We start from the raw sequence: 23,880 nt of genomic DNA on the forward strand, positions 1-23,880 counted from the left end.
CTCAGGCATTGGCCGGCGGCGGGCGGCTGCCGACAAGCACGAAGCTGCCGTCACGCACCTCCAGCACATAGGTGGTCTTCAGCGCGTCGCCCTGCTCGGTGAAGCGGGCCAGCGTGCCCTCGATGGTCTCCACATTGCGCATGGCGCGCAGCGCATCGCGGATCGCGGCGCGCTCGGCGGCGAGCCGCGCGCGCTCGCCCGTCACGCGCACCTGGCGCATCGCGGCGGCGTAGAAATGCACGATGCTGTGCGCCGCCGCGTCATACATGCCGGGGCGCAGGTCGCCCGTCTCGCCGGCCGCCTGGGCGCGGCGGACGAACTCGTCGCGGAAGGCGATCGCGCGCGGGCTGTCGAAATTGTAGAAATGCGTGGAGGAGACCAGCGTGCCATTGCCATCCGCGCCCATGCGCGAGGGCAGGTTCACATCCACGATGGTGGTGCCGCCCACGATGCGCCCGCGCATGCCCTGGCGCCGCATCTCGCGCACCAGCACGATGGCGGGCTCGGGCGGGCCGCCCATGCAGACCAGGTCCGGCGCGGCGCCGCGCATCTGCGCGACCTGCGCCGACATGTCGAAGGCGGCCACCGGGAAGGAGACGGAGCCGGTGACCGGAATCCCCGCCGCCTGCAACAGGCGCGGAAACACATCCGTGCCCATGGAGCGGCCGATCACCTCATCGGTCGTATAGGCGATGGCGGCGTTGCGCGTCTCGATGCCGCGCTCGCGCACCACGGAGAGCAGGCGCTCGAAGAGATAGGCCTCGTCAGAGGTGTTGCGGAAGGCGAAGCGGAAGGGCGCGGCGAGGCCCGGCGCGCTGCTGGCGATGGCCATCTGCGCGATGCCCAGCCGGTCGCCGACCGGGAAGGCCACGCGGCATTCGCTGCTGCTGAAGGGCCCGATCACCGCCAGCGCGCCGTCATCCTCCGCGAATTGCCGCGTCGCGATCGCCGCCTGTTCGGGACGCGACGCGGTATCGAAGGTGCGGATGGCGATGGGCCGGCCATGAATGCCACCCGCCGCATTCACCTCCTCGACGGCGAGGTTCACCGCGATCTCGTTGCGCCGGGTGAGCGAGACCCAGTTGCCCGACTTGGCCGTGGTGAAGCCCAGCGGCAGCGGGCCCGATTGCGCGGTGGCGATGGCCGGCATGGCAAGCCCGGCCAGCAGCAGAGGGCGACGGCGGATCATGGGGGAACTCCTTCCGGTGGGGTGTGGTGGGGCGTATCCTCGGGCGCGCTGCCGCCCAGATAGGCGCGGCGCACGCGGTCATCCTGCAGCAGCGCGGGCGATGCACCGTCGAAGGCGGTGCGGCCCAGCTCCAGCACCAGCGCGTGCCGGCTCGCCTCCAGCGCCAGCATCGCATTCTGCTCGACCAGCAGGATGGCAATGCCCTCGGCATTCAGGCTCGCGATCAGCGCGAAGACCTCGGCCGTCAGACGCGGCGAGAGGCCGAGCGAGGGCTCGTCCAGCATGATCAGCTTCGGCCGCGCCATCATCGCGCGGCCGATGGCCAGCATCTGCTGCTCGCCACCCGAAAGCACGACGGCCTTCATGTGCCGCCGCTGCGCGAGGTTCGGGAAGCGGCCATAGATGGCGTCCAGCTCCGCGGGACCCGGCGTGTCGCGCCGCGGATAGGCGCCCATGAGGAGGTTCTCCTCCACCGTCAGGCTCGTCAGCACACGCCGCCCCTCAGGCACCATGACGAGGCCGCGCCGCACGCGCTCGGCGGGCTTGAGGCGCGTGATGTCCTCGCCCCGAAAGCGGATGCGTCCCGCCTGGGCCGGCAGCAGGCCAAGCAGCGTTCGCAGCAGTGTCGTCTTGCCCGCGCCATTGGCGCCGAGCACGGCCATCACATCGCCCTCGGCCACCGTGAGCGACACCTCGGCGAGCGCCTTCACCGGCCCATAGGCCGCGGAGATTCCGGCCGCCTCAAGCATGCGCGTAGCGCTCCGGCGCATGGCCCAGATAGGCCTCGATCACGGCGGGCTCTCGCGCGATCTCGGCCGGCGTGCCTTCCGCGATCTTCTCGCCGAAATTCAGGACGGCAGCGCGCCCGCACAGCCCGCCCACGAAATGCATGTCATGCTCGACCACCAGAAGCGTGACGCCGCCTTCGGCCACGCGATGCAGCTCAGCCAGAAGGGCGCCGCGCTCCTGCGTGTTCAACCCGGCGCAGGGCTCGTCCAGCAACAGGAGGCGCGGCCGCGCCATCAGCGCGCGCACCACCTCCACGCGCTTGCGCAACCCGTAGGCGAGACCGGCCGCCAGGCTGCCGGCATGGTCCGCGAGCCCCGCTTCGGCCAGGCGCGCCCGCGCCTCCTCGCGCAGCCGCCGACCCCGTCCCAGCCCGAGCGGCAACAGCATGGCGAGCGGCCCGCCGGCATGCACATGCGCGCCCAGCAGCACATTCTCCAGCACCGTGAGATGCCCGATCAGCCGGATGTTCTGGAAGGAGCGCGCCAGGCCATGGCGGATGCGGCGGCGGGGCGCGATGGGCACGAGGTCCACGCCGCCCAGCCGGATCTCTCCGGCATCCGGCGCGTAATAGCCGTTGATCAGGTTGAAGACGGTGGTCTTGCCCGCGCCATTGGGGCCGATCAGCGCCACGCGCTCGCCCTGCCCCACCTGCAGGTCAAGGCCCCGCACGACATCCAGGCCGCCGAAGCTCTTGCGCAGGCCGCGAATGTCGAGCAGCGGCGCGCTCATGCCAGCCGGACCACCCGGCGCAACCGCATGAGGTCGGCCCGCGTCAGCAGGCCCTGCGGCCGGATCGCCATGACGAGGATGACGGCGGCGGCGAAGAGGACGTAGCGCCAGGCGGCTGCCCCGCGGAAGATCTCCGGCAGCAGGGTGAAGAAGGCAGCGCCGATGGCCGGCCCCCAGACCGTCTGCGTCCCGCCCAGCACCACCGAGAGCACGATGGTGACCGAGAGCAGCACGCTGAAATGCTGCCCCTCGATGAAGGAGAAATGATGCCCGTAGAGCCCGCCTGCCAGACCCGCCAGCACGCCGCCGATGGTGAAGGCGGCAAGCTGCGTGAAGGGCACGTGCACGCCGAACAGCGCCGTCACCGTCTCATCCTGCTCGATGGCGTGCAGGTTCATCCCCAACCGGCTCGCCCCCAGCCAGAGCGCCAGCAGGAAGACACCGGCCGCGCAGGCGGCGATGGGGGCCAAGCCCAGATGGCCGATCACGGGATAGCCGGCCGCACCCCCCACCACATCGAGATTGATCAGGATGCCCCGCACCACCTCATTGAAGGCGAGCGTGGCGAGCGCGAGATAGAGCCCACGCGTTCGCAGCACCGGCCCGCCGATGGCCATGGCGAGGCCGCCGGCGCAGACCGCGCCGGCCGCGATGGCCATGGGCAGGGACCAGTCGAACTCATTGCTCAGCACGGCGGAGGAATAGGCGCCGATCGCCATGAAGCCGGCCGTGCCGAGGTTCACCTGTCCCGCCGCGAGCGGCAGCCAGGCCGCATAGGCGGCGATGATGTTGATCGCCAGCAGCGTCAGGATGGCGGCGGTATAGCCGCTCACAGTTTTTGCTGCCCAAGCGCGGGGTCCCCGAAGAGGCCGGTCGGCTTGATGATCAGGCTCAAGAGCAGGATGCCGAAGACCACCACATTCACATGATCGGCCGAGAGCGCGCCCACCGCGAAGATCTCGACGAGGCCGATGACGAGCCCGCCGATCACCGCACCCCAGATATTGCCCATGCCACCCAGCACCATCGCCGAAAGCCCCTTGAGCGCCACCTGATCGCCCATGTATGGCGAGACCAGCTGGTAGGAGAGCGAGAAGAGCACACCCGCCAGCGCGCAGAACAGCCCAGCGAGCAGGAAGAGGCGCGGCGCCACGCGATCCACCTCCACGCCCAGCATGGTTGCCGTCTCGGCGTTCTCGGCAAGGCTGCGGATGCCACGGCCGAGCTTGGTCCGCTTCAACAGCGCCTGCAGGCCGAACACCAGGCTGATCGAGAGGATCAGGCCGAAGAGCTGCGGCAGGCCGATCACCACATCGCCGATGCGCCAATTGGCATCGCCGAAGGGCGAGGGAATGGCCCGCGCATCGGAGCCCCAGCGCACCAGCACGAGGTTCTCGAACAGGATGAGGAAGCCGAGCGAGGAGACCAACGGAATCAAGGGCGGCCCGCCACGTTGCAATCGCCAGGTGAGCCGCTCCACCAGCAGCGAGGCGAGGGCCGCCACCGTCAGCGCCAACAGCACGGCAAGCGGCCAGGACAGGCCGGCCGCGACGCCGGCCCAGGTCAGGAAGCCGCCCAGCATGAAGAGCGCGGGGACGGAGAAGTTCAGAAAATTCAGACAGCCGAAGAAGAGCGTGAAGGAAACGGCGACGAGAACATAAATCCCACCCAGCATCAGCCCGTTGACGAGCTGCTGTGCGATCATGCCGCGCGCCCGGCCGCGCTGCCATCCGGCATGCCGTAGCTGCCCAGCAATCCGTCCACCATGCCGAGTGCGCGCTCCCAGTCATAGGTGCGCCAGGAATGACCGCGCGTCACGAATTGCGCGCCGGCGTAGAACATCTCGTATTGCAGATGCCGGCTGGCGAACTCGCTGCCCACCGCATCCCAGGCGAGCTTCATGAACTTCACCCGCTCATCCGGCGTCGCGACCGGCGACTGCTGAGTCGTGCGGATGATGCGCGCGACCTCCGGATTGCCGTAATCCGCCGCCGAGGAGGGCAGCATGATCAGCCCACCGCCCGCGAGGTCGCGGATGGTGGAGACGATCTGCGGATAGAGCTCCTGCGTCAGCACCTGGGCCGCGTACATCATATGCTTGTTGGGCACGAACCATTCGCCCTGCTGCGCGCCCGAGGCCTCCATCCCGTGCAGGATGGCCTCCACGCCCGCCGCCTGGGCGGCGAGCTTGCCCAGCGCATCGCGCACGGGCGGCATGTTCACCGTGCCGATGGTCTCCGCGACGCGGCGGGCGATGCCGGTCAGGAAGCGCAGCTTCTCCGTCAGGCGGATCTGCGCCTGGTAGTTCTGCATCGTATGGCCCCAGGTGTCGTGGAACTGGGCCCGGCACATATCCGTGTCGCGATGCACGAAGACGCGCTCCCACGGCACCTTCACATCCTGGAACCACACCACCGCGTCATTCTCGTCGTAGCGGGAGGAGAGCGGGTTGTCCCATTCGCTCACCGCATGCGCCTCATAGGATTTGCGCGAGAGGACCTTGAGCCCCTTGGTGTTCATCGGCAGCGCGCAGGAGAAGGCAAGATCCTCTTCGCCCGGCTTCAGCGGCTGGAGATTCGCGACCAGCACCTCATTGGCCATGATGGAGGAGGTGCCGAGCATCTTGCCGCCGCGGATGGTGATGCCGCCCGCATCCTCATCGACGATGCGGGCCGAGAGATCCGCCTCCGCCTGTTCGCCCCAGGCCTTGGAGCGATCGGCCTGCGGGTTGATGATGACGTAGGTCAGGAACCAATCCTGGCGCGTCGCCTCCGCCACGTAGTCACGCAAGGCGCGCGCTCGCGCGGGGCCGTGCTTCTCGAAAACCTCGATGCCCATGACCTGGCCGATCAGCGCGGAGGCCACATGGTCCGGGCTGCGGCCGATGAAGCCGCAGGACTGCGCCGACCAACTGGACAAGGCCTGCCGCCGCGCCACCAGTTCCTCGCGCGAGCGCGGCATCTGCCAGGCGCGGCTCACGCGCCGCCCGCCGCCGCAATCGAAGGTCATGCGCTCGATATTCTCGGGGCGCGCCTGATAGTCATAGAGCATGCCCGCCGATTGCACGGCGCCACGGAACGCCGGATGGGTCGTCACATCGGCGACGAGCGCGCCATCGAGATAGACGCTGCGGCCATCGCGCAGGCTCGCGATGTGCTGGGCACCGGTCTTCACGTCAGCCATGCTGGGACACTCCCTCAAGGTTCATGCGGCACCGCGCTGGTCTTCGGTTGCCAGGGCGCGTTGCAATTCGAGCGCACGGTCGGCGGCGCCGTTCAGGTTCTCGACGAGGCGCAGCAACGTGCGGAATTCCGCGCGGCTGAGCGGGCCGAACTCGATGTCGTTGATCACCCGCTGCGTGGGCGCCAGCGCCGCGAGGCGCGCGCTGCCGGCGGCCGTGACCACCAGCTGCAGGCGGCGCCCATCCTGCGGATCGCGCCGCTTCTCCAGCAATCCGGCGGCTTCCAGCTTGTTCGTCTCGGCCGTGATGAAGGCGGCGCTCACCTTCATATGGGCCGCCACGTCACTCACCGAAACCGCGCCCTGCGTGCCCAGATGCAGCACGGAGATCAGGATGGAATAGGCGGGACCGGCGAGGCCGATGCGCGCGGCATGACCATCACGCAAGGCCTGGTGCCGCTGGGAGAGCGCCAGCAGCCCGTTCACCAAGCGGCGGAACGCGGCATCCGAACCATCCTCCAGCAGCGCGGACCGGGAGGTGGTCAGCGGCGCGGGGCTCGGCACGGGGGCACGGCGTTTCGGCATGAACGGGAGCGTAGGTTAACTAGATTAAGCATTGCAACGCATTTCTCTCCAAGCGAGACGCCATTCCTGCTGGACAGCAGAGCTGAGTTTCTTCAGCATTTTGTGATGACGCAGGGAGGCAGCCATGACCATCAACAAGGCCCATCTCGAATTCCACACGCTGGATCTCTCGACCGGGTGGGAGACGCCGCCCGGCTATCCGCCCGGCATCCAGCAGAAGATCCTGGCCGGCGCTCTGGATGAGGCGGGCAAGCGCGGCTGCCGCACGCGCCTGCTGCGCTTCGCGCCCGGCGCCTTCACCACCGCTCCCTTCGTGCACGACTATTGGGAAGAGGTGTTCCTGGTGAGCGGCGACCTCTTTGTCGGCAATGATGCCGAGGGCAAGGGTGGCGAGAAGTTCCTGCCGATGACCTACGCGTCCCGCCCGCCAGGCGCCTGGCACGGACCCTTCCGCAGCGAGGGTGGCTGCATCCTCTACGAGAGCCACACCTACGATCCGGCCTGACCGGCGGGACCCGACCCCTCGCTTGGAGATGCACCGCCCGCCCCCCACCGAGGGGGGCGGCGCTTTCACCGCAGCACGGCCAGTCCGTCCGCGGCGCGGACGCCTTGCCCCTCCGGCAGCACGAGGAGCGGATTGATCTCAGCCTCGATGAGCCTCTCGCCCGCCGCGGCGACCATCGTGGCAAAGCCCAGGATCGCATCCACCAGCGCGGTCCGGTCTGCGGGCGGCGCACCGCGCCAGCCACGCAGCAGCCGCACGGCCTGAAGTTCCTCCAGCATCGCCTCGGCATCGGCGCGGGTGATGGGCAGGAGGCGCAGCGCCGTGTCCTGGAACAGCTCCACCGCCACGCCACCGGCGCCGACGAGGAGCACGGGGCCGAGTTGCGCATCGCGGTGGAAGCCCAGGATCATCTCGATGCCGCCTCGCACCCGCTCCTGCACCAGGAAACCCTCCGGCGCGGGCGCGCTTGCCGCTCGGAGCCGGTCCAGCATCGCGGCGCAGGCCGCCGGCACCTCCTCGGCCGTCAGTCCCACCCGCACGCCGCCCAGTTCGCTCTTGTGCGGGATGGCGCGCGAGAGGATCTTCAGCACCACTTCCCCGCCCAACGCGCGCGCCGCGGTGGCGGCCGAGGCGGCATCGGCCGCCACCGCCTCGCGCGTGACAGGCACGCCGAAGCGGGCGAAGAGCGACTTGCTCTCGGCCTCGTTCAGATTGCCCGGCGGCAAGCCGGCAAGCAGGCCGGGATCGACGCTCGGCGCCTCGGGCGCAGGCGGCACGGCACGGCGCTGCAACGCACGCAGCATCGGGGCGCAGCTCTCCGGGGTGGCGAAGGCGGCGATGCCGCGGCTGTTCAGCAGCCGCACAAGATGCGGCGCGTGCGGGCTCACATAGGCCAGCACGGGCTTGTCGCTCCGCGCCTGGCACTCGACGATGGCGCGCGCCGCCAGCTCCGGCGCCGCCAGCGCCGAGGAGCCGATGACCACCACGAGCGCGTCATAGGCGGGGCTGTCCAGCAACGCCCCGATGGCGCCGCGAAACAGGTCGGGCCGGAGCCCCGCCAGGGTCACATCCACCGGGTTGCGGCCGACCGTCGCCTGCTCCTCATCGAGCAAGGTCGCGAGCCGCGCGGTGGTGCCCGCATCGGGCGCGGGCACCTCGATGCCGGCCAGGCCGCAGTGATCGGCCAGCAGCGTGCCGGCCCCCCCGGTCGAAGTCAGGATGGCAACGCGCTGGCCGGCCATCCGCCGCCCCGTCACCAGGGCAGCGGGGATGTCCAGCAGGTCGGTGAAGCTCTCTGCGCGGATCACGCCGAGCTGACGGAACATCGCGTCATAGACGCGATCCGAACCAGCCATGGCGCCGGTATGCGAGCTCGCCGCCCGCGCCCCGGATTCCGAGCGGCCGACCTTGTACACGACGATCGGTTTGCCGAGTTCGGCGGCGCGGCGCGCGGCCCGCCGGAACGCCTCGGGCCGGCGCAACCCCTCCATATAGACCGCGACGGCATCGGTGGCGGGGTCCTCGAGCAGCTCCGCGAGCAGGTCGCTGCTGTCGAGGTCCGCCTCGTTGCCGGTGGAAACCAGCTTGGCGAAGCCGATGCCGCGATCGGCCGCGCGGGAGAGCAGCGAACCCAGAATGCCGCCGCTTTGCGAGACGACGGAGATGCGGCCGGCCGGCAGATCGCCGACTTCGAGCGCGCCGGTGGCCGAGAGCATGATGCCATCGGTCAGGTTGACCAGGCCGATCGTGTTGGGGCCGAGCAGGCGCATCGGGCCCGCGGCCAGCTTCAGCGCCTCCTGCCGGCGTGCGCCTTCCTCGCTCGCCTCACCATAGCCGCTGGCCAGCACGATTGCGGCCTGGCAGCCTCGCTGAGCGAGATCGCGCACGGCGGCCTCGGCGCGCTCGGGGCCGAGCAGCACGATGGCGGCGTCCGGCGCGCCGGGCAGCGCGGCGACATCCGCGAAGCAGGGCAGGCCCGCGATGCTCTCGGCGCGCGGATTGACCGGCCAGATCGCGCCCGCGAAGCCGTGGCGCTGGAGGTAGCCGATGGGGCGGCCGGTCATCTTGGCGGGGTCGGCCGAGGCCCCGATGACGGCCACACTCCGCGGCCGCAGCAGCGCAGCGAGCGCGCTCATCGCGAGGTCTTCGCCAGGAAGGCGGCCACCGAGGCGCGATGCTCGCCCGAGGTGTAGCAGATGGCCTGGGCCTTGGAGCCCTCGGCCAGCACATCCTCGAAGCTCATCTCGAACGAGCGGTCCATCACGGATTTCGCCAGCGAGAGCGCGACGGGCGAGCCGGCCGAAAGCTCCCGCGCCCAGGCCTCGCAGCCGCTCAGCAGCTCGGCATCTGGCAGCACGCGCTCGATCATGGAAAGGCCCAGCGCCTCCGCGGCGCCGACGCGGCGCCCGCTGAAGACCAGCTCCTTGGCACGGGCGAGGCCGACGCGGCGCGGCAGGAAATACATGCCTCCGCCATCCGGGATCAGGCCGCGCGTGACGAAGCTCATGGTGAAGTGGGCACTCTCCGCCGCCACGACGAAATCGCAGCAGAGCGCGACGTCACAGCCGAGCCCGGCGGCGGCGCCATTCACGGCGGCGATGGTGGGCTTCGGAAAATTGTGCAGCAGGGCCACCGCGCGATGCGTGCGGGCCTGCCGGCGCCAGCCATTGAAGGCGATCTCCTCCTGCGGCGCGGAGAGGCGCTGCTGCATGCCGGCGACGTCACCGCCCGCGCAGAAGGCGCTTCCGGTGCCGGTGATGATGAGCGCACGCACGGCGGGGTCGGCCGCGGCGGCTTCCAGTGCCTCGATCATGAGCCCGCGGGTGGCGTCGTCGATCGCGTTCCGGCGTGCAGGGCGGTTGATCCTGAGCGTGGCGATGCCGTCGGTGCAAGTGAGGAGGATCGGGGATTCGTCAGTCATCATGCGGGCTCCTTCGGCCATGCGCGGCGCTGCGCCAGGGCTCGCATGATCGGGGAGGCGCCGAAAGCCGCAGAGTTTTTCGGCCTACCCCAAGCTGGTGTTATGCTGGCACATGACCGAGCGCGGACCCTCGCTGCAGAACATCTGGACCTTCCATCTCATCGCGGAGAGCGGGAGCATCGCGGCGGCGGCCGCCGCCTTGCGGGTCACGCCGCCCGCCGTCAGCCGGCGCCTGCGCGAACTGGAGCAGGCGCTGGGCTGCCCCCTGGTGCGCCGCGGGCCGAACGCGCTCAGCCTGACGGAACCGGGCCGGCGCTTCGCCGAGGCGCTGCGCGCGGGCTTCGCCCAGATCGAGGCCGCCAAGCGGGCCCTGCGGACCCAGCCGGCGCCTCTGCGCATCCGGGCCTATACCACCTGGGCACTGCGCTGGCTGATCCCGCGTCTTGCGGATTTCAAGCGAGCCCATCCCAGCATCGATGTGGAGGTGAGCACCTCCACCGCGCCCGTGGACCTGGCGCGCGACGACGTGGATGCCGCGGTCCGCACCGCGCCGCTGAAGACCCGGGCCTCGGCGACGCTGCGGCCGCTCCAGCCCGTGACCATCGCGCCCTTCGCCGCGCCGGCCTTGGCGGCGTCGCTGCGAGGCGGGCTGGACCAGGTGCAAGGCGGCCGCCTTCTGGGCAGCAAGGCCCGTGCGCGCGACTGGGCGATCTGGCAGCGGCATGCGGGCCTCGCCGGCACGCCCGTCCCGCTGCTCTTCGAGAGCACGACGCTCGCCATCCAGGCCGCGCTCGAGGGGCTCGGCGTGGTGATCTGCTCGCCGGGCCTCGTGCGGGAGGAGGTGCGCGCGGGGCGCCTTGTCGCCCTCGCGGAGGCAGCGGCGATGACGGGCGACAGCTACTGGCTCGTGCTGCCGCAAGGCAGGATCAGCCCCTCGCTGCGGCTGTTCGCCGATTGGCTGGTCCAGGAGGCGGCCCGAGACGCCGGGACCACCTGACCCAAGCGGTGCCGGTGCGAGCATTCATGTTACCCTCACGGATCATGACCCGACCCAACCCCTGGAAGCCGCCCACGTGAGCCGAACGCCAAGCCGCAAACCCGCGAAGCCGAAAGCGGCTGCCCCCCAGGCGCGGGCGGGCCTCGCGGATGGCAATGTGCGCGCCGTCGACCGCGCCATCGCTCTGCTTGGCGCCTTTCGCGACGAGGATGGGCCGCTCGGCCTGGCCGAACTCTCGCGCCGCGTCGGCCTGAACATGACCACGGCGCTCCGCCTGCTGCAGACCCTCGAGGCGCAGGGCTTCGTCCAGCGCCTGCCCTCCGGCGGCTACCTGCTGGGCGCCACGCTGCTGCTGTTGGGGGAGCGGTTCCGTCGCTCGCTCCGGTTGGACAACCACGTGATCCCGGCGCTGGAGCGGCTGCGCGCGGAAACCGACGAGAGCGCCGTCTTCTTCGTGCGCGACGGCGACCAGCGGCGCTGCCTCTATCGGCTCGACTCCCCACAGCTCGTCCGCGCCTATGCCCCGGTGGGGGAGGTGTTTCCCCTGGGCCATGGCGCGCATGGGCGCGCGCTGATCGCGCTGGAGGATGGCGCGGGCCCGCCGGCCCTGCCCGTGGTGACGCGCGCCGAGCGCCACCCCGACCTCGCCGCCATCGCCGCGCCGGTGCTGGACGCCGCCGGCGGGGTGGCGGGCTCCATCGGCGTCTCGGTGCCGCTCTATCGCTTCACACCCGAGATGGAAGCGCTCTGCCGGCGGCTGACGATGCGCGAGGCACTCCAGGTGACGCGCGAACTGGGCGGCGACCCACGGCGGCTGGGGACCGACATGGCAGCGGATTGAGCCGCCCTCAGTCGGGCCGGATGTTGTTGCGCCGGATCACCTCGCCCCATTTCGCATTCTCGCTGCGCAGGAAGGCGCCGAATTCCTCCGGGTTGTTGCCGCCGGGGATCGCGCCCTGCTCGTTCAGCCGGCGCCGCACCTCCGGATCCTGAAGGGCGGTGATCGCCGCACGGCGCAGCGCCTCCAGCGCCACCGGCTGGGTGCGCGCGGGGGCGACGAGGCCATGCCAGTTGCTGGCATCCACCGACGGCAATCCCAGCTCGCGGAAGGTCGGCACATCCGGAATCCAGCTCAGGCGTTCCGGCGTGCCCACGGCCAGGGCGCGCAGGGTTCCAGCCTGGATTTGCGGCAGCAGCACCGGCAGGTCGGCAAAGCCCAGCTGCACCTCGTTCCGCAGGATCGCCGTGGCGAGCTGGCCGCCGCTGTTATAGGCGATCTGGACGATGTCGAGCCCGGCCGCCGCACGAAGCTGCTCAGCCGCCAGGTGCGGCATGGAACCATTGCCGGTGGAGCCGAAATTCAGCGCGCCCGGCCGGGCGCGTGCATCGGCGATGAGATCCTGCAGGCTGCGGTGGCGCGAGGCGGCAGGCACCACCACGGGCTCCGGCACCAGCACGCCAAGCGTGATCGGCGCCAGGTCACGCAGCGGATCATAGGGCGTACCGCGCCCGAGATTGGGCGAGATGGCGAGCGCACCGGCACTGCCGATGCCGAAGGTATAGCCATCCGGTGCCGCCTTCGCGATGACGTCCACCCCCGTCACGCCGCCGGCGCCGGGGCGGTTGTCCACCACCACGGGCTGGCCCAGCGCCTGCTGCATATGCGGCGCGATGATGCGCGCCACGATGTCGCTCGGGCCGCCCGCCGCGAAAGGGACGATGAAGCGGATCGGACGTGAGGGGAAAGCCTCCTGTGCCATGGCCGGCAGGGTGGCGAGCGCGCCGAGCAGAGCGGTGATGACGAAGCGCCTCATGGCGATGTTCCTCCGGGTCTCGTTGTCGTCAGGCGATGTCGGGCAGGCGGTAGAAGCGCGCGGCGCTGCGCCAGAAGAGGTCGGCCTTCTCCTCGGCGCTGGCTCCGGCCGCGATGCGCTTCATCGCGTTCCATCCGATCGCATAGCCGAAGCCGCCCTTGTCCACCGGGAAGTTGCTCTCGAACATGCAGCGCGCCGCGCCGAAGATCTCGATGCAGCGGGTCATCCAGGGGCCCCAGGCCTCGGCGAGCTCCAGGGAAGACGGAGCCTGCGCGCGCGCCTCGAAGCCGAAGCCGGGCAGCCGCATGCCGAGGCCGCCCAGCTTCACCATCACATTCGGGCAGGTCGCCAATTCGCGCATGTTCGCGGACCATGTGGCGAAGACCTCATCGCGTTTCCCGGCATAGCGCCCGATGCCGAGGATGCCGCCGCAATGGTCGAGCACGATCGGCACTTGCGGAAAGGCGCGCGCCAGGCTGACGAGGCGCGGGATCTGGTGGAAGTAGATCCAGGCGTCGAAGGTGAGGCCAAGCTTGGCGAGCTCCGTGAAGCCGGCGCGGAAGGCGGCGCTGTCCAGCATGTCCTCCGGCGGCGAATAGGCCGGGTTCAGCATGGCCGGATCAGGATCCCAGGTGGCGGTCAGGCGCACGCCGCGGAAGCGCTCGCCGCCCGCGCGCAGATGCGCCTCGAGCACCGGCCGCACCGCCGCACCCAGACGCAGATCGGCGGCGGCGACGATGCCGGCACAGGCGCGCACCGCGCCATAGGCGCCGCTCGCGCACATCGCGGCCACGCCATTGGCGAATTCCGTCTCGCCCACCGCGCGCATCTCGGGCGGCCCCTCGGCGCGCAGCATGGAGCGCGCGGACTGGACATAGACCGTCGCGCGCACATCGTGGCCGCTGCGCAGATCGGCCAGCAGCTCATCCAGCAGGTAGCGCCAGCCCGGCTGGTCCCAGAGGTGGTGATGCGGGTCGATGATCGGTTGCGCGGGGTCCAGCGCCGCCTCGGCGCGGGTCGCCAGCCACTCCTCGCGAACGGGGATCTGGTGCTGATGCGTGGCGGTGTTCATGCGGCGGCTCCGGCGAATTCGGGGTCGTCCAGCTCGGAGGCGATGCTGCCGGGCAGGCCGAGTTCGAAGGTGTTCAGCGTCAGCGCGACCAGGCAGTAATAGCCAAGAATGCCGACCAGCTCGACCATGCCACGCTCGCCCAGGGCGGTGAGCCCGGCCTCGTAGAGCGGCTTTGGCACCCGCCCGGTGGCGAGGAGCGTCTGCGAGACCTCGAAGACCGCCTGCTCGCGTGCCTCGCCGAGCACGGGCGCGCGCCGGGCAGCGATCGCGGCGATGACCTCCGGCGCCAGTCCCGCCCTCAGCGCCTCGCGCTTATGGGCGGTCCATTCGTGATGCGACGTCCAGTGCCGGGCGCAGACCAGGATGGCGAGCTCGGACAGCCGCGGTTCCAGGGACGTCTCGTAGCGCAGCAGTTCGCCCAGCTTCTGACCACGGCTGGCGAGCACGGGGTTGCGCAGCCAGGCGATCATCGGCGCGGGCACGCGGCCCCGGATGCCGGCGACCGCCTCCGCCACGCTGGCCTTCTGCGCCGGCGTCATCTCGGCCTCGGGCGGCAGGTGCAGACGTGGCATGGCGGTTTCCTTCCTCCTGGCACCGGGCGGGGTCGATCCTATCGCCACTCTTTCGTCTGATGGAAGATGCTTGCATAGTACGGATGGCTCGGAGGAATGCTGCGCCAAGGCGACGGAGGAGCAGGATGAGCGAGAGATTTGCCGGCAAGATCGCCGTCGTGACCGGCGCGGGCTGCGTCGGCCCCGGCTGGGGGAATGGACGCGCCATCGCCGTCGGACTCGCGCAGGAAGGCGCCACCGTCATCGGGCTGGACCGCAACGCGGCCTCGATGACCGAGACGGCCGAGCGCATCGCCGACGCCGGTGGGCACTTCGAGCCGATGACGCTGGACGTGACCGATGCCGCGGCGGTCGGCGAGACGGTGCGGGCCATCGCCGCCCGGCATGGACGCATCGACGTGCTGGTCAACAATGTCGGCGGCTCGGCGGCGGGCGGGCCGGTGGAGATGGCGGAGGAGGTGTGGGATCTGCAGATCGACACCAACCTCAAGAGCGTCTTCCTGATGCTGAAGCACGTGCTGCCGCTGATGGAGGCGCAGGGCGGCGGCGCTGTGGTGAACCTCGCCTCCACCTCCGGCATTCGCTGGACCGGCGCGGCGCAGGTTGCCTATGCGGCGTCCAAGGCCGGCGTGATCCAGCTCTCCCGCGTGGTGGCCGTGCAATACGCAGCGAAGGGCATCCGGGTGAACACCGTGGTACCCGGCCAGATGCACACGCCGATGGTGGAGGTGCGGCTGGCCGCGCAGCGCTCGGGTGGGGATGTGCAGGCGCTGGTGGCGCAGCGGCTCTCGCGCATCCCCATGGGCTTCGCGGGGGATGGGCGCGATACGGCGAGTGCGGTGCTGTTCCTGGCCTCGGCGGAGGCACGCTTCATCACAGGGACGGAGCTGGTGGTGGATGGCGGCATGTCCGTGCGCTGCGGATGACGCGCGAAGCCGGGCGGGTGACGCAGCCCGCGATTTGGCCGGGGACGGTCTCCAACCCCCGTAAGGGCTGAAGCGTGATCAGCAAAGATTGATCACACGTCAGACCCTGCTGAGAGGCTGCGCAAGCCTTTGGTGATTCCACCAAAGGCGATCAGGCTCCGGGAGCATGGCCGTGCCCATGCCTCATGCTCCCGAGCAGGTGGAGATCATCACCTCTGTGCAGCGGCGCCGGCGCGCCGCGGCGAAGACGCGAAGGGTCAAGGAGAGCCCGGAGCCGGGCATGTCGGCCACCGCACCATGCGTCGGCCTTGGCCGCCACTCCACGCAGCCGCAAGCCGCGACATGCCATGGACGGCTGTCTTCACCACGCCCGCCGGAACAGGTTCAGGCCATCGCCCTTCCGCCGAGGCGTTCGGGCCGGGCGAGGCCCAGGAGGTCGCGCAGGGTGCGCCCCTCGTAGCGCGTGCGGAACAGCCCACGCGCCTGGAGGATGGGCACGACCAGATCGACGAAATCATCCATGCCGCCCGGGAAATGCGAGGGCATGACGTTGAAGCCATCGGCCGCGCCCCCCTCGAACCAATGCTGCAAGGTATCCGCCACCTGCTCGGCCGCGCCGCACAGCACCCAATGGCCGCGCGCCGCCCCCAGCAGGTTGTAGACATCGCGCAAAGTGAGGTTGTCGCGCCGCGCCTTGCTCAGCAGGGTGCGGGCGAAGCCGTGCCCGCCATCATGCAGCGGCAGGTCGCCCAGCGGCGCATCCATGTCCCGGCCGGACAGGTCCATGCCCAGCCGGTCCTGCAGCAGTTGCAGCGCATTGCCCGGGCTGATGAAGCCTTGCAGTTGGGCGAGCTTGTCCAGCGCCTCACGCTCGGTGCGGCCCACCACGGGCATCACCCCGGGCAGCACGGCCACATCCTGCGGCCGGCGGCCATGTGCGGGCAGGCGGGATTTCAATGCCTGGTATTGCCCGCGCGCCTCATCGAAATCCTGCACCACGGCGAAGACCACATCGGCGGTGCGGGCCGCGAGGTCGAGCCCCGCCTCCGAGCCGCCTGCCTGCAGGATGATGGGCCGGCCCTGCGGCGCGCGGCCGATATTGAGCGGCCCCTTCACCGAGAAATGCACGCCCTCATGGTTCAGCGGATGCAGCTTGGCCGGATCGAGATAGAGGCCCGTCGCGCGGTCCGCGACCAGCGCGTCATCCTCCCAGCCATCCCAGAGGCCGCGCACCACATCCACGAATTCCGCGGCGATGGCATAGCGTTCGGCATGGTTGGGATGGGTCCGCCCGAAATTGGGTGCCGCCTGCGCGCTGGATCCCGTCACCGCGTTCCAGGCCGCCCGCCCGCCGCTGATGTGGTCGAGCGAGGCAAAGGCGCGGGCCACGCTCCATGGGTCGCTGTAGGTGGTCGCGACGGTGGCGCCCAGGCCGATATGCGTGGTCGTCATCGCCAGCGCCGCCAGCATGGTCAGCGGCTCCAGGCGCAGCGTGTAGGAGGGGTGCGCGCCGGGGTCCGCGTAGAGATTGTCGCCCATGAAGATGAGGTCGAAGCAGCCGCGCTCGGCCGTCGCCGCCATCTGCCGGATGGCATGGATGTCCTGGAAGCTCGTCACTGCGCCCGGCATGCGCCAGCCGGCGACATGGCTGCCGGTCCCCAGCAGGAACAGGCCGAGATGCATCTGTCGCATGGGCACACTCATCGCCAGAAGATCAGGCGCCGCTCGAGCGCGCCCACCAGGCCGAAGAAGGCAAGGCTCAACATGGAGGCGACAAGAATGGCGGCCCAGACCTGCACGAAATCGATCAGCGTGACGGATTGGTAGATGATCCAGCCCAGGCCCCCATAGGCGCCCAGCATTTCCGTCACGATGGCCACGATCAGGCTGCGCACGGTGGCGACGCGCAAGCCCGCCGCGATCAGCGGCAGCGCCGCCGGAAGGCGCAGCCGCCAGAAGATGCCGAAGCGACCGGCGCCGAAGCTGCGCATCAGATCCACGCTGCGCCGATCCACACGGTCGAAGCCCGCGAGCGCACTGAGGAAGACCGTGAACCCCACGGCGAGGGCCACCATCACGATCTTGGAGGCCACGCCCATGCCGAACCACAGCAGCACGAGGGGAGACCACGCCACCACCGGCACGGAGTTGATCGCGAGCAGCAAAGGCAACGCCCCTGCCCGCAAGGGCCGCGCGAGAATGAGCAGCGTGGCCACGCCGATGCCGGCCAACGCCCCGATCACGTAGCCCGTCAGCGCCTCGAAGCCCGTCACCAGCGCCGCCGCCTGCAGGACGCTGCGATGCTCGGCCACAGCGGCCAGGATCTGGCTCACCGCCGGCAGGGTATAGGCGGGCAGCGCGAGGCCGCGTGCCAGGGTTTCCCAGAGCGCCAGGATCAGCACCGCGCCCACGGCGCCGCGCACGGCGGCGGTGGCATTCACTGCTCCGCCCCCCAGAAGACGATACGGCGCTCGGCCCAGGCGACCAGCGCGTAGAAGCCGGTGCCCAGCAGGGCGGCACAAAGGATGGCGGCCCAGAGCGCCACCACGCTCTCATTGTACATGGCCTGCAGCAGCAACACGCCGATGCCGGTATTGTCGCCGAACCACTCGCCGACGATGGCACCAACGAGGCTGAGCGAGGCGCCCAGCCGCAAAGCGACGAAGATCTGCGGCAGTGCCATGGGCAATTGCAGGCGAAACAGGATCTGCCGCGGGCTTGCGCCGAAGCTGCGCAGCAGCGCCACCTGGCGCGGGTCCACGCTGTTCAGGCCGAGCAGCGTGTTCACGGTCACGGGGAAGAAGGTCAGGTAGAAGGCGATGACCGCCTTGGCGAAGAGGGTATTGCCGAACCACATCACGACCAGCGCGCCGAAGGCGATGACCGGGATGGTCTGCGAGACGATGAAGACCGGCAGCAGCATGTCCCGCAGCAGCGGCGCGCGGAAGAAGATCACCCCGTTCATGATTCCCACCGCCGTCCCGGCGGCGAAGCCGATCAGCGTCTCGGCCGCGGTGCGTTGCAGCCCGGCCCAATAGGCGCCGGGGGTGACGGCGAAGGCCGCCAGGATCTCCGACAGACGCGGCAGGAGGTGCGGGCGGATGCCGAAGCCCACCACCGCCGCCTCCCAGACCAGGCCTGCCAGGATCACCCCGCCCAGGAGGCGGAGTGCGGCGATCGCCGCCGCATTCATGCCATGCGGTCCGCCACCGGCAGGGCCTCGAGGAAGCTGGAGTTGTAGGCGGCCGCGAGGTCGAGCGGTGCCTTGATCACCTCGTTGCGCAGGAAGAAATCATGCGCGGCCTGGATCACCGGATGATCGATCCAGAAGAGGCCATTCTGCGCGGCGCCACCTGCGACCATCAGCTTGCCGGCCTCCACCAGCATGAACTCCTGGTGCGGGCGGTTGAGCGTGGGCGCGACGGACATGACGGAATCCACGCCGAGCTTGTTGTCGGCCAGCGCATCACGCCAGCCGCGGATGGTGGCGCGCAGGAAACCCGAGACCAGCTGCGGCCGGTCCCGCGCCGTCTGTTCGCTGACAATCACCGTGTCACGCGGGAAGGTGATGCCGTGCTCATCGGGCACGAAGCTGCGCAGATTCTCGCGGCCCACGCGGCTCATCAGCGTGAAGAACTCGTTGTAGCGGGTCGCGGTGACCACATCCACCTGGCGGTCCACGAAGGGCTGCACGCTGACCTGCTGCGGCTGCATGGTGAAGTCGCCCCGGTTCAGCCCGGCCTGGGCCAGCATGCCGAGCAGCACGAAATTGGCCCCGGTGAACCAGGTGGTGATGGTCTTGCCCCGGAAATCGGCGAGGGTGCGGATGGGGCCGTCGGCGCGCGCCACGAAGACGAAGGGCGTCTGCTGGTGCATCACGCCCGCGCAGACGATGGGCAGGCCGCGCTCGCGCGCCGCGAAGACGCTGTCCGTGCCGCCTGAGAGGCCGAATGTATCGGCGCCGGAGGCCACCAGGTTCTCCGTGAGCAGGTTCGGCCCGCCCGGGTTGATCGTGAGGTCGATGCCCGCCTCGCGGTAATAGCCCTTCTGCAGCGCCACGTAGAAGCCGGCGAACTGCGCCTGCGTCAGCCATTTCAGGCGGAGCGAGGCGCGCACCAGGGTCTGCGCGCCGGCGGGGCGGATGAAGGGGCTGGCCAAGGCGGTGGCCAAGGGTACGGCCAAACTCGCGGCCAGGATGTGGCGCCTGTTCATGCTCGGATCTCCTGCGGGATGTCAGTCACGATAGGACGGGTCCTCGCGGTCCAGTTGCCGGAGGAAGGCGGGCCACTCGCGCTCGCCGGGCCCCAGGATGTCGCCCTGCTGCTGCCAGAACTGGTTGGCGGCGCGGGCGCAGACCTCAGGCGGGGGTTCGATGATCGGCTTGCCGGAGGCTTGCATCATGAGCTGGATGCGCGCCGCGCGCTCGAAATAGTAGAGCAGCATGAAGGCCGCACCCGGCGTGCGGCCGACCGTCAGCGTGCCATGGTTGCGCATCAGCATGATGGGATGCGTGCCGAAATCCCGCACCAGGCGCTGCTGCTCGTCGAGGTCGATCGCGACACCCTCGTAATCGTGGAAGGCCTGGCGCTGGTAGAACCACATGGCGAACTGGCTGAGTGGCCTGAGCCCCCCCTCCTGGGCCGAAACGGCGATCGCCGCATCGGAATGCGCATGCAGCACGCAGCCCGCATCATGCCGCGCCTTGTGGATGGCGGCATGGATCACGAAGGCCGCGACATTGGCCTCATGCGGGCTCGGCGCCAGCTTTCGGCCCTCGGTGTCGATCTTCACGAGGGAGGAGGCGGTGATCTCGTTGAACAGGAAGCCATAGGGGTTGAGCAGGAAGGCCCCGTCCTCTCCCGGCACGCGCAGCGAGATGTGGTTGTAGATCACGTCATCCAGCCCGAGCCGCGCCACCAGGCGGTAGCAGGCGGCGAGCGAGATGCGCGCCTCACGCTCGGCATCCGTCATGGAATGGCTCATGGAGGGGCCGCCGTGCCGGAGATGAAGGATTTCATCGCCTCTTCCTCGATCGCGTCCAGCACCTCGCGCTTGATGGCGGTGAATTCGGGCGAGGTCAGCAGGTCCGGCGCGCGCGGGCGGGGCAGGTTCACCGCGCGCATCAGCTTCACCGCCCCCGGGCGCGCGGTCATGACCACCACGCGGTCGCCCAGGAAGATCGCCTCATCCACGTCATGCGTGATGAAGAGGATGGTGCGGCGATGGCGCTGCCACACATCGAGCAGCCAGCGCTGCATCATGCTGCGCGTCAGCGCGTCCAGCGCGCCGAAGGGCTCGTCGAGCAGCATGAGCTCGCGCTCGAAGAGGAAGGTGCGCATCAGCGCCACACGCTGGCGCATGCCGCCGGAGAGCTGGTGCGGATACTGCGTCTCGAAGCCGGCCAGCCCGAATTCCGGCAACATGGCGAGCGCCTTCGCGCGCGCCTCCCGCCGGCTGGCGCCCTCGATCTCATTGGCGAGGATCGCGTTGTCCACGACATTGCGCCAGGGCAGCAGCAGGTCCCGCTGCGGCATGAAGGAGACCTGGCCCAGCAATTCCTTCGCGTGGCAGCCGCGGCCCTTGAAGCGGAGGATGCCGCCATCATCCGGCTCATCCAGACCGGCGACGATGTTGAAGAGCGTGCTCTTGCCGCAGCCGGAGGGGCCGACGACCGTGACGAATTCCCCCGGCTGCACATCCAGGCCGAAGCCATCCAGCGCCTGCACCGTGCCGAAGCGCTTCGACAGGCCACGCAGCTCAAGCAGGGGGGAGGGCGAACTGGACACAGGCATTCCCATTGCGGCGCCCCGGGGTGAGGCCTGCAACATCTTCGCGACAGGAGGCCGGTTTTGAAATACAAAGAGCCCGAGTTTGCACACATTGAAAGGGTCTTCGCACACACATGCGCGCGAAACAGGCATCCGCCGAGGCAGATTGGCCAGCTTCCGGGCGCATCGCCCGCGCGACGCCGGGCGCCGGCACCTTGGCCAACACACTGCACCGCCGCCTCCGCGACGAGATTGCCAGCGGACGCCTGGAGCCCGGCGCGCGGCTGGATGAGCAGGACATCGCCGACATCCATGGCTGCTCCCGCACGCCGGTACGCGAGGCCTTCCGCCTCCTCGCCGCCGAGCGCCTGGTCGAGCTGCGCGGCCGGCAGGGTGCGGTGGTGCGCAGCATCTCCGCCCAGACGCTGATCGAGATGTTCCAGGTGATGGGCGAGCTGGAGGGGCTTTGCGCGCGCCTCGCGGCACGGCGCAGCACGCCGGCCCAGAACGCCGGGTTGCAGGCCATTCACACACGCCTCGTCGAGGCGGCATCCGCCCCCGCCGATGTCTTCTACGACATCAATGAGGAGTTCCACGAAGCCATCTACGAGGCCGCGCACAACGCCTTCCTGGCCGAGGAAACGCGCCGCCTGCGCAATCGCGTGGCCGCCTATCGCCGCCGCGTCACCCATATGCCGACCCGCGTCGAGGACACGCTGCGCGAGCATGCCGAGATCATGGCCGCCATCCTGGCGCGCGATCCGGAGGCGGCGCATCGCAGCATGCGTGCCCACCTCACCCTGCTGGGCGAGAACCTGCTGGACCTGATCGCGGGCCTCGACTGAGGGGCTCCAGCGTGTTGGTATGCAGATTGCTGGTCTTTGCATACAACATGATCAAAGGAGCGCCTCTTGCAGCTGGATCTCGCGGGAAAGACCGTCCTCATCACCGGGGCCTCCAAGGGCATCGGCCTCGCCTGTGCCGAGGTCCTCGCCGAGGAGGGCTGCCACCTCCACCTTGCCGCCCGCAACGGCGCCGCGCTGACCGAGGCGGCCCTGCGCCTGCGCGCGCAGCACCAGATCCGCGTCACCACCCATGCGATGGATCTCTCCAGCACCGCCGCCATGGAGCAGCTGGCCGAGGCCGCGCAGGACGCGACCATCCTGATCAACAATGCCGGCGACATCCCCGCCGGCCCGCTGGACCAGGTGACGGACGCGGCACTTCGGGATGGCTTCGACCTGAAGGTCTTCGGCTACATCACCCTCACGCGGCTGTTCTATCCGCGGATGAAGGGGCGGGATGGCGTCATCATCAACGTCATCGGCAATTCCGGCGAGAACTGGGATGCCAGCTATTTCGCCGGCTCCACCGGCAATGCGGCGCTGATGTCCTTCAGCAAGGCGATCGGCGGGCGCAGCCTGGATGACGGCATCCGCGTCGTCGGCATCAATCCGGGCCCGGTCGCGACCGACCGCATGATCAAGATCATGAAGATGAAGGCGCGCGACATGCTGGGCGACGAGACCCGCTGGGAGGAGCTGTTTGCCAAATATCCCGGCAAGCGCCCCGCCACGGCGCGCGAGACGGCCGATCTCTGCGCCTTCATGGCCTCGCCGCGCGCGGGCTACATCACCGGCACGGTCGTCACCATCGATGGCGGCATCTCGGCCCGCGGCTCGGTCATCTGATGGCGGGCGCCCTTCTCCGCAATCGCTATTTCGACCAGCTCAGCGCCACGCCGGGCCTTGCCTGGATGGGGCAGAACACCAACCACATCCCGGCGCACCCGGCCGTTCTGGCCGCGATGCATGCGGCGGTGGATGGGCTGGAGTTCAACGCCTATGCGCCCCCGCTCGGCTTCGAAGCGTTGCGCGCGGCCATCATCGCCGATCTCGGCTTGGCGGGCGCCGAAGCGCTGGTCACCGAGGGCGGCGTGAACGCCCTGGCGCTGGTCTGCCGCGCCCGCTGCCGCCCGGGCACCAGCTTCGTCACCACCGACCCCACCTGGAAATGGCCCTGCCTCTTCGCCCGCCAGGCCGGCGCCGAGGTGATCGAGATCCCGATCTACGATCCCGCATGCGCGTACCGCCTGACGCCCGAGGCGCTGCGCGCGGCGGTGGATGCGCGCACCGCCATCATCTACATCGTGGACCCGAACAACCCGCTCGGCATCTGCTACACGCGGGACGAGATCGCCGCCTTCGCCGCCATCGCGAAGGAGGTGGGTGCGCTGCTGGTGCATGACTGCACCTATCGCGACTTCGCCGATGGCCATCACCCGGCCCTGCTGGAGGCGCCGGAGCATGCCGTCGTCTCGCTCTCCTTCTCCAAATGGCTGGGGCTCGCGGGGCTTCGCATCGGCGCGCTGGTGGCTCCCGCCGCCCTGCTGGAGGAATTCGCGGAGCAGGCCACCGGCGTGCTGGGGGCGAGCGTGATCGCGCAGCGCGCGGCCCTGGCCGGCCTCGCCGTGAAGCCCGAATGGATGGCGGGCGTGCGCGCCACCACGCGGGCCAACAACGCCATGATCCACGCCGCCGCCTGCGCCATCCCCGGCTTCTCCGTCCCGGTCTGGCCGAGCCACGGCAATTTCCTGGTGGTCGAGACCGAGGCCGCGCAAATCCGGCCCGAAGCGCTGGTCGAGGCCGCGCGGCGCGAGGGAATCATGATCCGCCAGGGCAGCTATCACACCGCGCGCTTCGGGCATCGCTTCGTGAAGATCAGCACCTCGGTTCCCGGCGAATGGGCCGAGAAGCTCGCCGATCGCCTGCCCGCCCTGGTCGAGACGGCGCGCAGCCTGAACGACATCACGCCGCAATTTTGAGAGGAGGCCC

The 23,880-nt window shown here is 69.7% G+C and carries 25 protein-coding genes; 7 read left to right on the plus strand and 18 right to left on the minus strand.

Annotated elements, in window-relative coordinates:
* Nucleotide 1: 1 nt before the first annotated feature.
* From KTR66_RS16720 to KTR66_RS16750, 7 genes are read right to left on the minus strand one after another with little or no spacing between them, the layout of a single operon-like run.
* Nucleotides 2–1,189, minus strand: a complete 1,188-nt coding sequence (locus KTR66_RS16720) for an ABC transporter substrate-binding protein (protein WP_213614464.1) — start codon at nt 1,187–1,189, stop codon at nt 2–4.
* Entirely contained in the window at nt 1,186–1,938 is a 753-nt protein-coding gene (locus KTR66_RS16725) for an ABC transporter ATP-binding protein (protein WP_213614466.1), read from the minus strand. Before KTR66_RS16725 ends, KTR66_RS16720 begins: the two co-directional genes overlap by 4 nt.
* On the minus strand, nt 1,931–2,707 hold the full coding sequence (locus KTR66_RS16730) for an ABC transporter ATP-binding protein (RefSeq protein ID WP_213614468.1): 777 nt from the start codon (nt 2,705–2,707) through the stop codon (nt 1,931–1,933). The genes KTR66_RS16725 and KTR66_RS16730 overlap by 8 nt, the downstream gene beginning before the upstream one ends.
* Nucleotides 2,704–3,540 (minus strand): branched-chain amino acid ABC transporter permease, encoded by an 837-nt coding sequence (locus KTR66_RS16735; protein ID WP_213614470.1) that lies wholly within the window; start codon nt 3,538–3,540, stop codon nt 2,704–2,706. The genes KTR66_RS16730 and KTR66_RS16735 overlap by 4 nt, the downstream gene beginning before the upstream one ends.
* Complete coding sequence (locus tag KTR66_RS16740) at nt 3,537–4,412, minus strand: branched-chain amino acid ABC transporter permease (RefSeq protein ID WP_213614472.1); 876 nt, start codon at nt 4,410–4,412, stop codon at nt 3,537–3,539. The genes KTR66_RS16735 and KTR66_RS16740 overlap by 4 nt, the downstream gene beginning before the upstream one ends.
* Entirely contained in the window at nt 4,409–5,890 is a 1,482-nt protein-coding gene (locus KTR66_RS16745) for a 4-hydroxyphenylacetate 3-hydroxylase family protein (RefSeq protein ID WP_213614474.1), read from the minus strand. Before KTR66_RS16745 ends, KTR66_RS16740 begins: the two co-directional genes overlap by 4 nt.
* Before the next feature lie 21 nt (nt 5,891–5,911).
* Nucleotides 5,912–6,472, minus strand: a complete 561-nt coding sequence (locus KTR66_RS16750; protein WP_213614476.1) for a MarR family winged helix-turn-helix transcriptional regulator — start codon at nt 6,470–6,472, stop codon at nt 5,912–5,914.
* A 124-nt stretch (nt 6,473–6,596) separates the two neighbouring features.
* Here KTR66_RS16750 and KTR66_RS16755 point away from each other — a divergent pair, with 124 nt between their 5' ends.
* The gene (locus KTR66_RS16755; protein WP_213614478.1) at nt 6,597–6,977 is read left to right on the plus strand and encodes a hypothetical protein; all 381 of its coding nucleotides are present in this window, start codon (nt 6,597–6,599) and stop codon (nt 6,975–6,977) included.
* Between the two features lie 65 nt (nt 6,978–7,042).
* Here the strand turns inward: KTR66_RS16755 and KTR66_RS16760 are convergent, their stop codons facing one another.
* Both KTR66_RS16760 and KTR66_RS16765 read right to left on the minus strand, forming a co-directional pair.
* A complete protein-coding gene (locus KTR66_RS16760) occupies nt 7,043–9,112 on the minus strand; it encodes an acetate--CoA ligase family protein (protein WP_213614480.1) in 2,070 nt (689 codons plus the stop codon).
* Nucleotides 9,109–9,897: an enoyl-CoA hydratase/isomerase family protein gene (locus tag KTR66_RS16765; RefSeq protein WP_249732203.1), complete on the minus strand. Its 789-nt coding sequence runs from the start codon at nt 9,895–9,897 to the stop codon at nt 9,109–9,111. The genes KTR66_RS16760 and KTR66_RS16765 overlap by 4 nt, the downstream gene beginning before the upstream one ends.
* A gap of 112 nt (nt 9,898–10,009) precedes the next feature.
* Here KTR66_RS16765 and KTR66_RS16770 point away from each other — a divergent pair, with 112 nt between their 5' ends.
* Complete coding sequence (locus KTR66_RS16770) at nt 10,010–10,894, plus strand: LysR substrate-binding domain-containing protein (RefSeq protein WP_213614484.1); 885 nt, start codon at nt 10,010–10,012, stop codon at nt 10,892–10,894.
* A 76-nt stretch (nt 10,895–10,970) separates the two neighbouring features.
* On the plus strand, nt 10,971–11,735 hold the full coding sequence (locus KTR66_RS16775) for a helix-turn-helix domain-containing protein (protein WP_213614486.1): 765 nt from the start codon (nt 10,971–10,973) through the stop codon (nt 11,733–11,735).
* Between the two features lie 7 nt (nt 11,736–11,742).
* Here KTR66_RS16775 and KTR66_RS16780 read toward each other — a convergent pair whose 3' ends face one another.
* Genes KTR66_RS16780 through KTR66_RS16790 form a run of 3 tightly spaced genes read right to left on the minus strand, consistent with a single transcriptional unit; the run spans nt 11,743 to nt 14,352 of the window.
* Nucleotides 11,743–12,708 (minus strand): tripartite tricarboxylate transporter substrate binding protein, encoded by a 966-nt coding sequence (locus KTR66_RS16780; protein ID WP_213614488.1) that lies wholly within the window; start codon nt 12,706–12,708, stop codon nt 11,743–11,745.
* Nucleotides 12,709–12,736: 28 nt separating this feature from the next.
* Nucleotides 12,737–13,780, minus strand: coding sequence for an amidohydrolase (locus KTR66_RS16785; RefSeq protein ID WP_213614490.1), 1,044 nt, complete (start codon nt 13,778–13,780; stop codon nt 12,737–12,739).
* Nucleotides 13,777–14,352 (minus strand): carboxymuconolactone decarboxylase family protein, encoded by a 576-nt coding sequence (locus tag KTR66_RS16790; RefSeq protein WP_213614492.1) that lies wholly within the window; start codon nt 14,350–14,352, stop codon nt 13,777–13,779. The genes KTR66_RS16785 and KTR66_RS16790 overlap by 4 nt, the downstream gene beginning before the upstream one ends.
* Before the next feature lie 125 nt (nt 14,353–14,477).
* Between KTR66_RS16790 and KTR66_RS16795 the strand changes: the two genes are divergently transcribed.
* Nucleotides 14,478–15,278 (plus strand): SDR family NAD(P)-dependent oxidoreductase, encoded by an 801-nt coding sequence (locus KTR66_RS16795; protein ID WP_213614494.1) that lies wholly within the window; start codon nt 14,478–14,480, stop codon nt 15,276–15,278.
* A gap of 384 nt (nt 15,279–15,662) precedes the next feature.
* On the opposite strand, the gene KTR66_RS16800 is transcribed toward KTR66_RS16795, so the two are convergent.
* Genes KTR66_RS16800 through KTR66_RS16825 form a run of 6 tightly spaced genes read right to left on the minus strand, consistent with a single transcriptional unit; the run spans nt 15,663 to nt 21,064 of the window.
* The gene (locus KTR66_RS16800) at nt 15,663–16,970 is read right to left on the minus strand and encodes an LLM class flavin-dependent oxidoreductase (protein ID WP_249732204.1); all 1,308 of its coding nucleotides are present in this window, start codon (nt 16,968–16,970) and stop codon (nt 15,663–15,665) included.
* A gap of 8 nt (nt 16,971–16,978) precedes the next feature.
* On the minus strand, nt 16,979–17,719 hold the full coding sequence (locus KTR66_RS16805; protein WP_213614498.1) for an ABC transporter permease: 741 nt from the start codon (nt 17,717–17,719) through the stop codon (nt 16,979–16,981).
* Nucleotides 17,716–18,471 carry an ABC transporter permease gene (locus KTR66_RS16810; protein WP_213614500.1) on the minus strand — a complete coding sequence of 252 codons (756 nt, stop codon included), beginning with the start codon at nt 18,469–18,471 and terminating at the stop codon, nt 17,716–17,718. Before KTR66_RS16810 ends, KTR66_RS16805 begins: the two co-directional genes overlap by 4 nt.
* Nucleotides 18,468–19,490 (minus strand): ABC transporter substrate-binding protein, encoded by a 1,023-nt coding sequence (locus tag KTR66_RS16815; RefSeq protein ID WP_213614502.1) that lies wholly within the window; start codon nt 19,488–19,490, stop codon nt 18,468–18,470. Before KTR66_RS16815 ends, KTR66_RS16810 begins: the two co-directional genes overlap by 4 nt.
* A gap of 21 nt (nt 19,491–19,511) precedes the next feature.
* Nucleotides 19,512–20,261 carry a class II aldolase/adducin family protein gene (locus tag KTR66_RS16820; protein WP_249732205.1) on the minus strand — a complete coding sequence of 250 codons (750 nt, stop codon included), beginning with the start codon at nt 20,259–20,261 and terminating at the stop codon, nt 19,512–19,514.
* Nucleotides 20,258–21,064, minus strand: a complete 807-nt coding sequence (locus KTR66_RS16825; RefSeq protein WP_371819152.1) for an ABC transporter ATP-binding protein — start codon at nt 21,062–21,064, stop codon at nt 20,258–20,260. Before KTR66_RS16825 ends, KTR66_RS16820 begins: the two co-directional genes overlap by 4 nt.
* A 197-nt stretch (nt 21,065–21,261) precedes the next feature.
* Between KTR66_RS16825 and KTR66_RS16830 the strand changes: the two genes are divergently transcribed.
* From KTR66_RS16830 to KTR66_RS16840, 3 genes are all read left to right on the plus strand, one after another.
* A complete protein-coding gene (locus KTR66_RS16830) occupies nt 21,262–21,891 on the plus strand; it encodes a GntR family transcriptional regulator (protein ID WP_249732206.1) in 630 nt (209 codons plus the stop codon).
* Between the two features lie 66 nt (nt 21,892–21,957).
* Nucleotides 21,958–22,737, plus strand: a complete 780-nt coding sequence (locus KTR66_RS16835) for an SDR family oxidoreductase (protein WP_213614507.1) — start codon at nt 21,958–21,960, stop codon at nt 22,735–22,737.
* Nucleotides 22,737–23,870: a pyridoxal phosphate-dependent aminotransferase gene (locus KTR66_RS16840; RefSeq protein WP_213614509.1), complete on the plus strand. Its 1,134-nt coding sequence runs from the start codon at nt 22,737–22,739 to the stop codon at nt 23,868–23,870. Before KTR66_RS16835 ends, KTR66_RS16840 begins: the two co-directional genes overlap by 1 nt.
* Nucleotides 23,871–23,880: the final 10 nt, after the last annotated feature.

The sequence above is a fragment of the Roseococcus sp. SDR genome, assembly GCF_019083995.1.
GTDB lineage: Bacteria > Pseudomonadota > Alphaproteobacteria > Acetobacterales > Acetobacteraceae > Roseococcus.

What these genes read in the sequence shown, in the direction of transcription:
- KTR66_RS16730 (WP_213614468.1), bottom strand. Translation starts at nt 2,707, where the DNA reads ATGAGCGCGCCGCTGCTCGACATTCGCGGCCTGCGCAAGAGCTTCGGC.
- KTR66_RS16750 (WP_213614476.1), bottom strand. Translation starts at nt 6,472, where the DNA reads ATGCCGAAACGCCGTGCCCCCGTGCCGAGCCCCGCGCCGCTGACCACC.
- KTR66_RS16780 (WP_213614488.1), bottom strand. Translation starts at nt 12,708, where the DNA reads ATGAGGCGCTTCGTCATCACCGCTCTGCTCGGCGCGCTCGCCACCCTG.
- KTR66_RS16820 (WP_249732205.1), bottom strand. Translation starts at nt 20,261, where the DNA reads ATGAGCCATTCCATGACGGATGCCGAGCGTGAGGCGCGCATCTCGCTC.
- KTR66_RS16765 (WP_249732203.1), bottom strand. Translation starts at nt 9,897, where the DNA reads ATGACTGACGAATCCCCGATCCTCCTCACTTGCACCGACGGCATCGCC.
- KTR66_RS16720 (WP_213614464.1), bottom strand. Translation starts at nt 1,189, where the DNA reads ATGATCCGCCGTCGCCCTCTGCTGCTGGCCGGGCTTGCCATGCCGGCC.
- KTR66_RS16755 (WP_213614478.1), top strand. Translation starts at nt 6,597, where the DNA reads ATGACCATCAACAAGGCCCATCTCGAATTCCACACGCTGGATCTCTCG.
- KTR66_RS16790 (WP_213614492.1), bottom strand. Translation starts at nt 14,352, where the DNA reads ATGCCACGTCTGCACCTGCCGCCCGAGGCCGAGATGACGCCGGCGCAG.
- KTR66_RS16770 (WP_213614484.1), top strand. Translation starts at nt 10,010, where the DNA reads ATGACCGAGCGCGGACCCTCGCTGCAGAACATCTGGACCTTCCATCTC.
- KTR66_RS16740 (WP_213614472.1), bottom strand. Translation starts at nt 4,412, where the DNA reads ATGATCGCACAGCAGCTCGTCAACGGGCTGATGCTGGGTGGGATTTAT.
- KTR66_RS16795 (WP_213614494.1), top strand. Translation starts at nt 14,478, where the DNA reads ATGAGCGAGAGATTTGCCGGCAAGATCGCCGTCGTGACCGGCGCGGGC.
- KTR66_RS16800 (WP_249732204.1), bottom strand. Translation starts at nt 16,970, where the DNA reads ATGCGACAGATGCATCTCGGCCTGTTCCTGCTGGGGACCGGCAGCCAT.
- KTR66_RS16785 (WP_213614490.1), bottom strand. Translation starts at nt 13,780, where the DNA reads ATGAACACCGCCACGCATCAGCACCAGATCCCCGTTCGCGAGGAGTGG.
- KTR66_RS16815 (WP_213614502.1), bottom strand. Translation starts at nt 19,490, where the DNA reads ATGAACAGGCGCCACATCCTGGCCGCGAGTTTGGCCGTACCCTTGGCC.
- KTR66_RS16760 (WP_213614480.1), bottom strand. Translation starts at nt 9,112, where the DNA reads ATGAGCGCGCTCGCTGCGCTGCTGCGGCCGCGGAGTGTGGCCGTCATC.
- KTR66_RS16810 (WP_213614500.1), bottom strand. Translation starts at nt 18,471, where the DNA reads ATGAATGCGGCGGCGATCGCCGCACTCCGCCTCCTGGGCGGGGTGATC.
- KTR66_RS16745 (WP_213614474.1), bottom strand. Translation starts at nt 5,890, where the DNA reads ATGGCTGACGTGAAGACCGGTGCCCAGCACATCGCGAGCCTGCGCGAT.
- KTR66_RS16725 (WP_213614466.1), bottom strand. Translation starts at nt 1,938, where the DNA reads ATGCTTGAGGCGGCCGGAATCTCCGCGGCCTATGGGCCGGTGAAGGCG.
- KTR66_RS16840 (WP_213614509.1), top strand. Translation starts at nt 22,737, where the DNA reads ATGGCGGGCGCCCTTCTCCGCAATCGCTATTTCGACCAGCTCAGCGCC.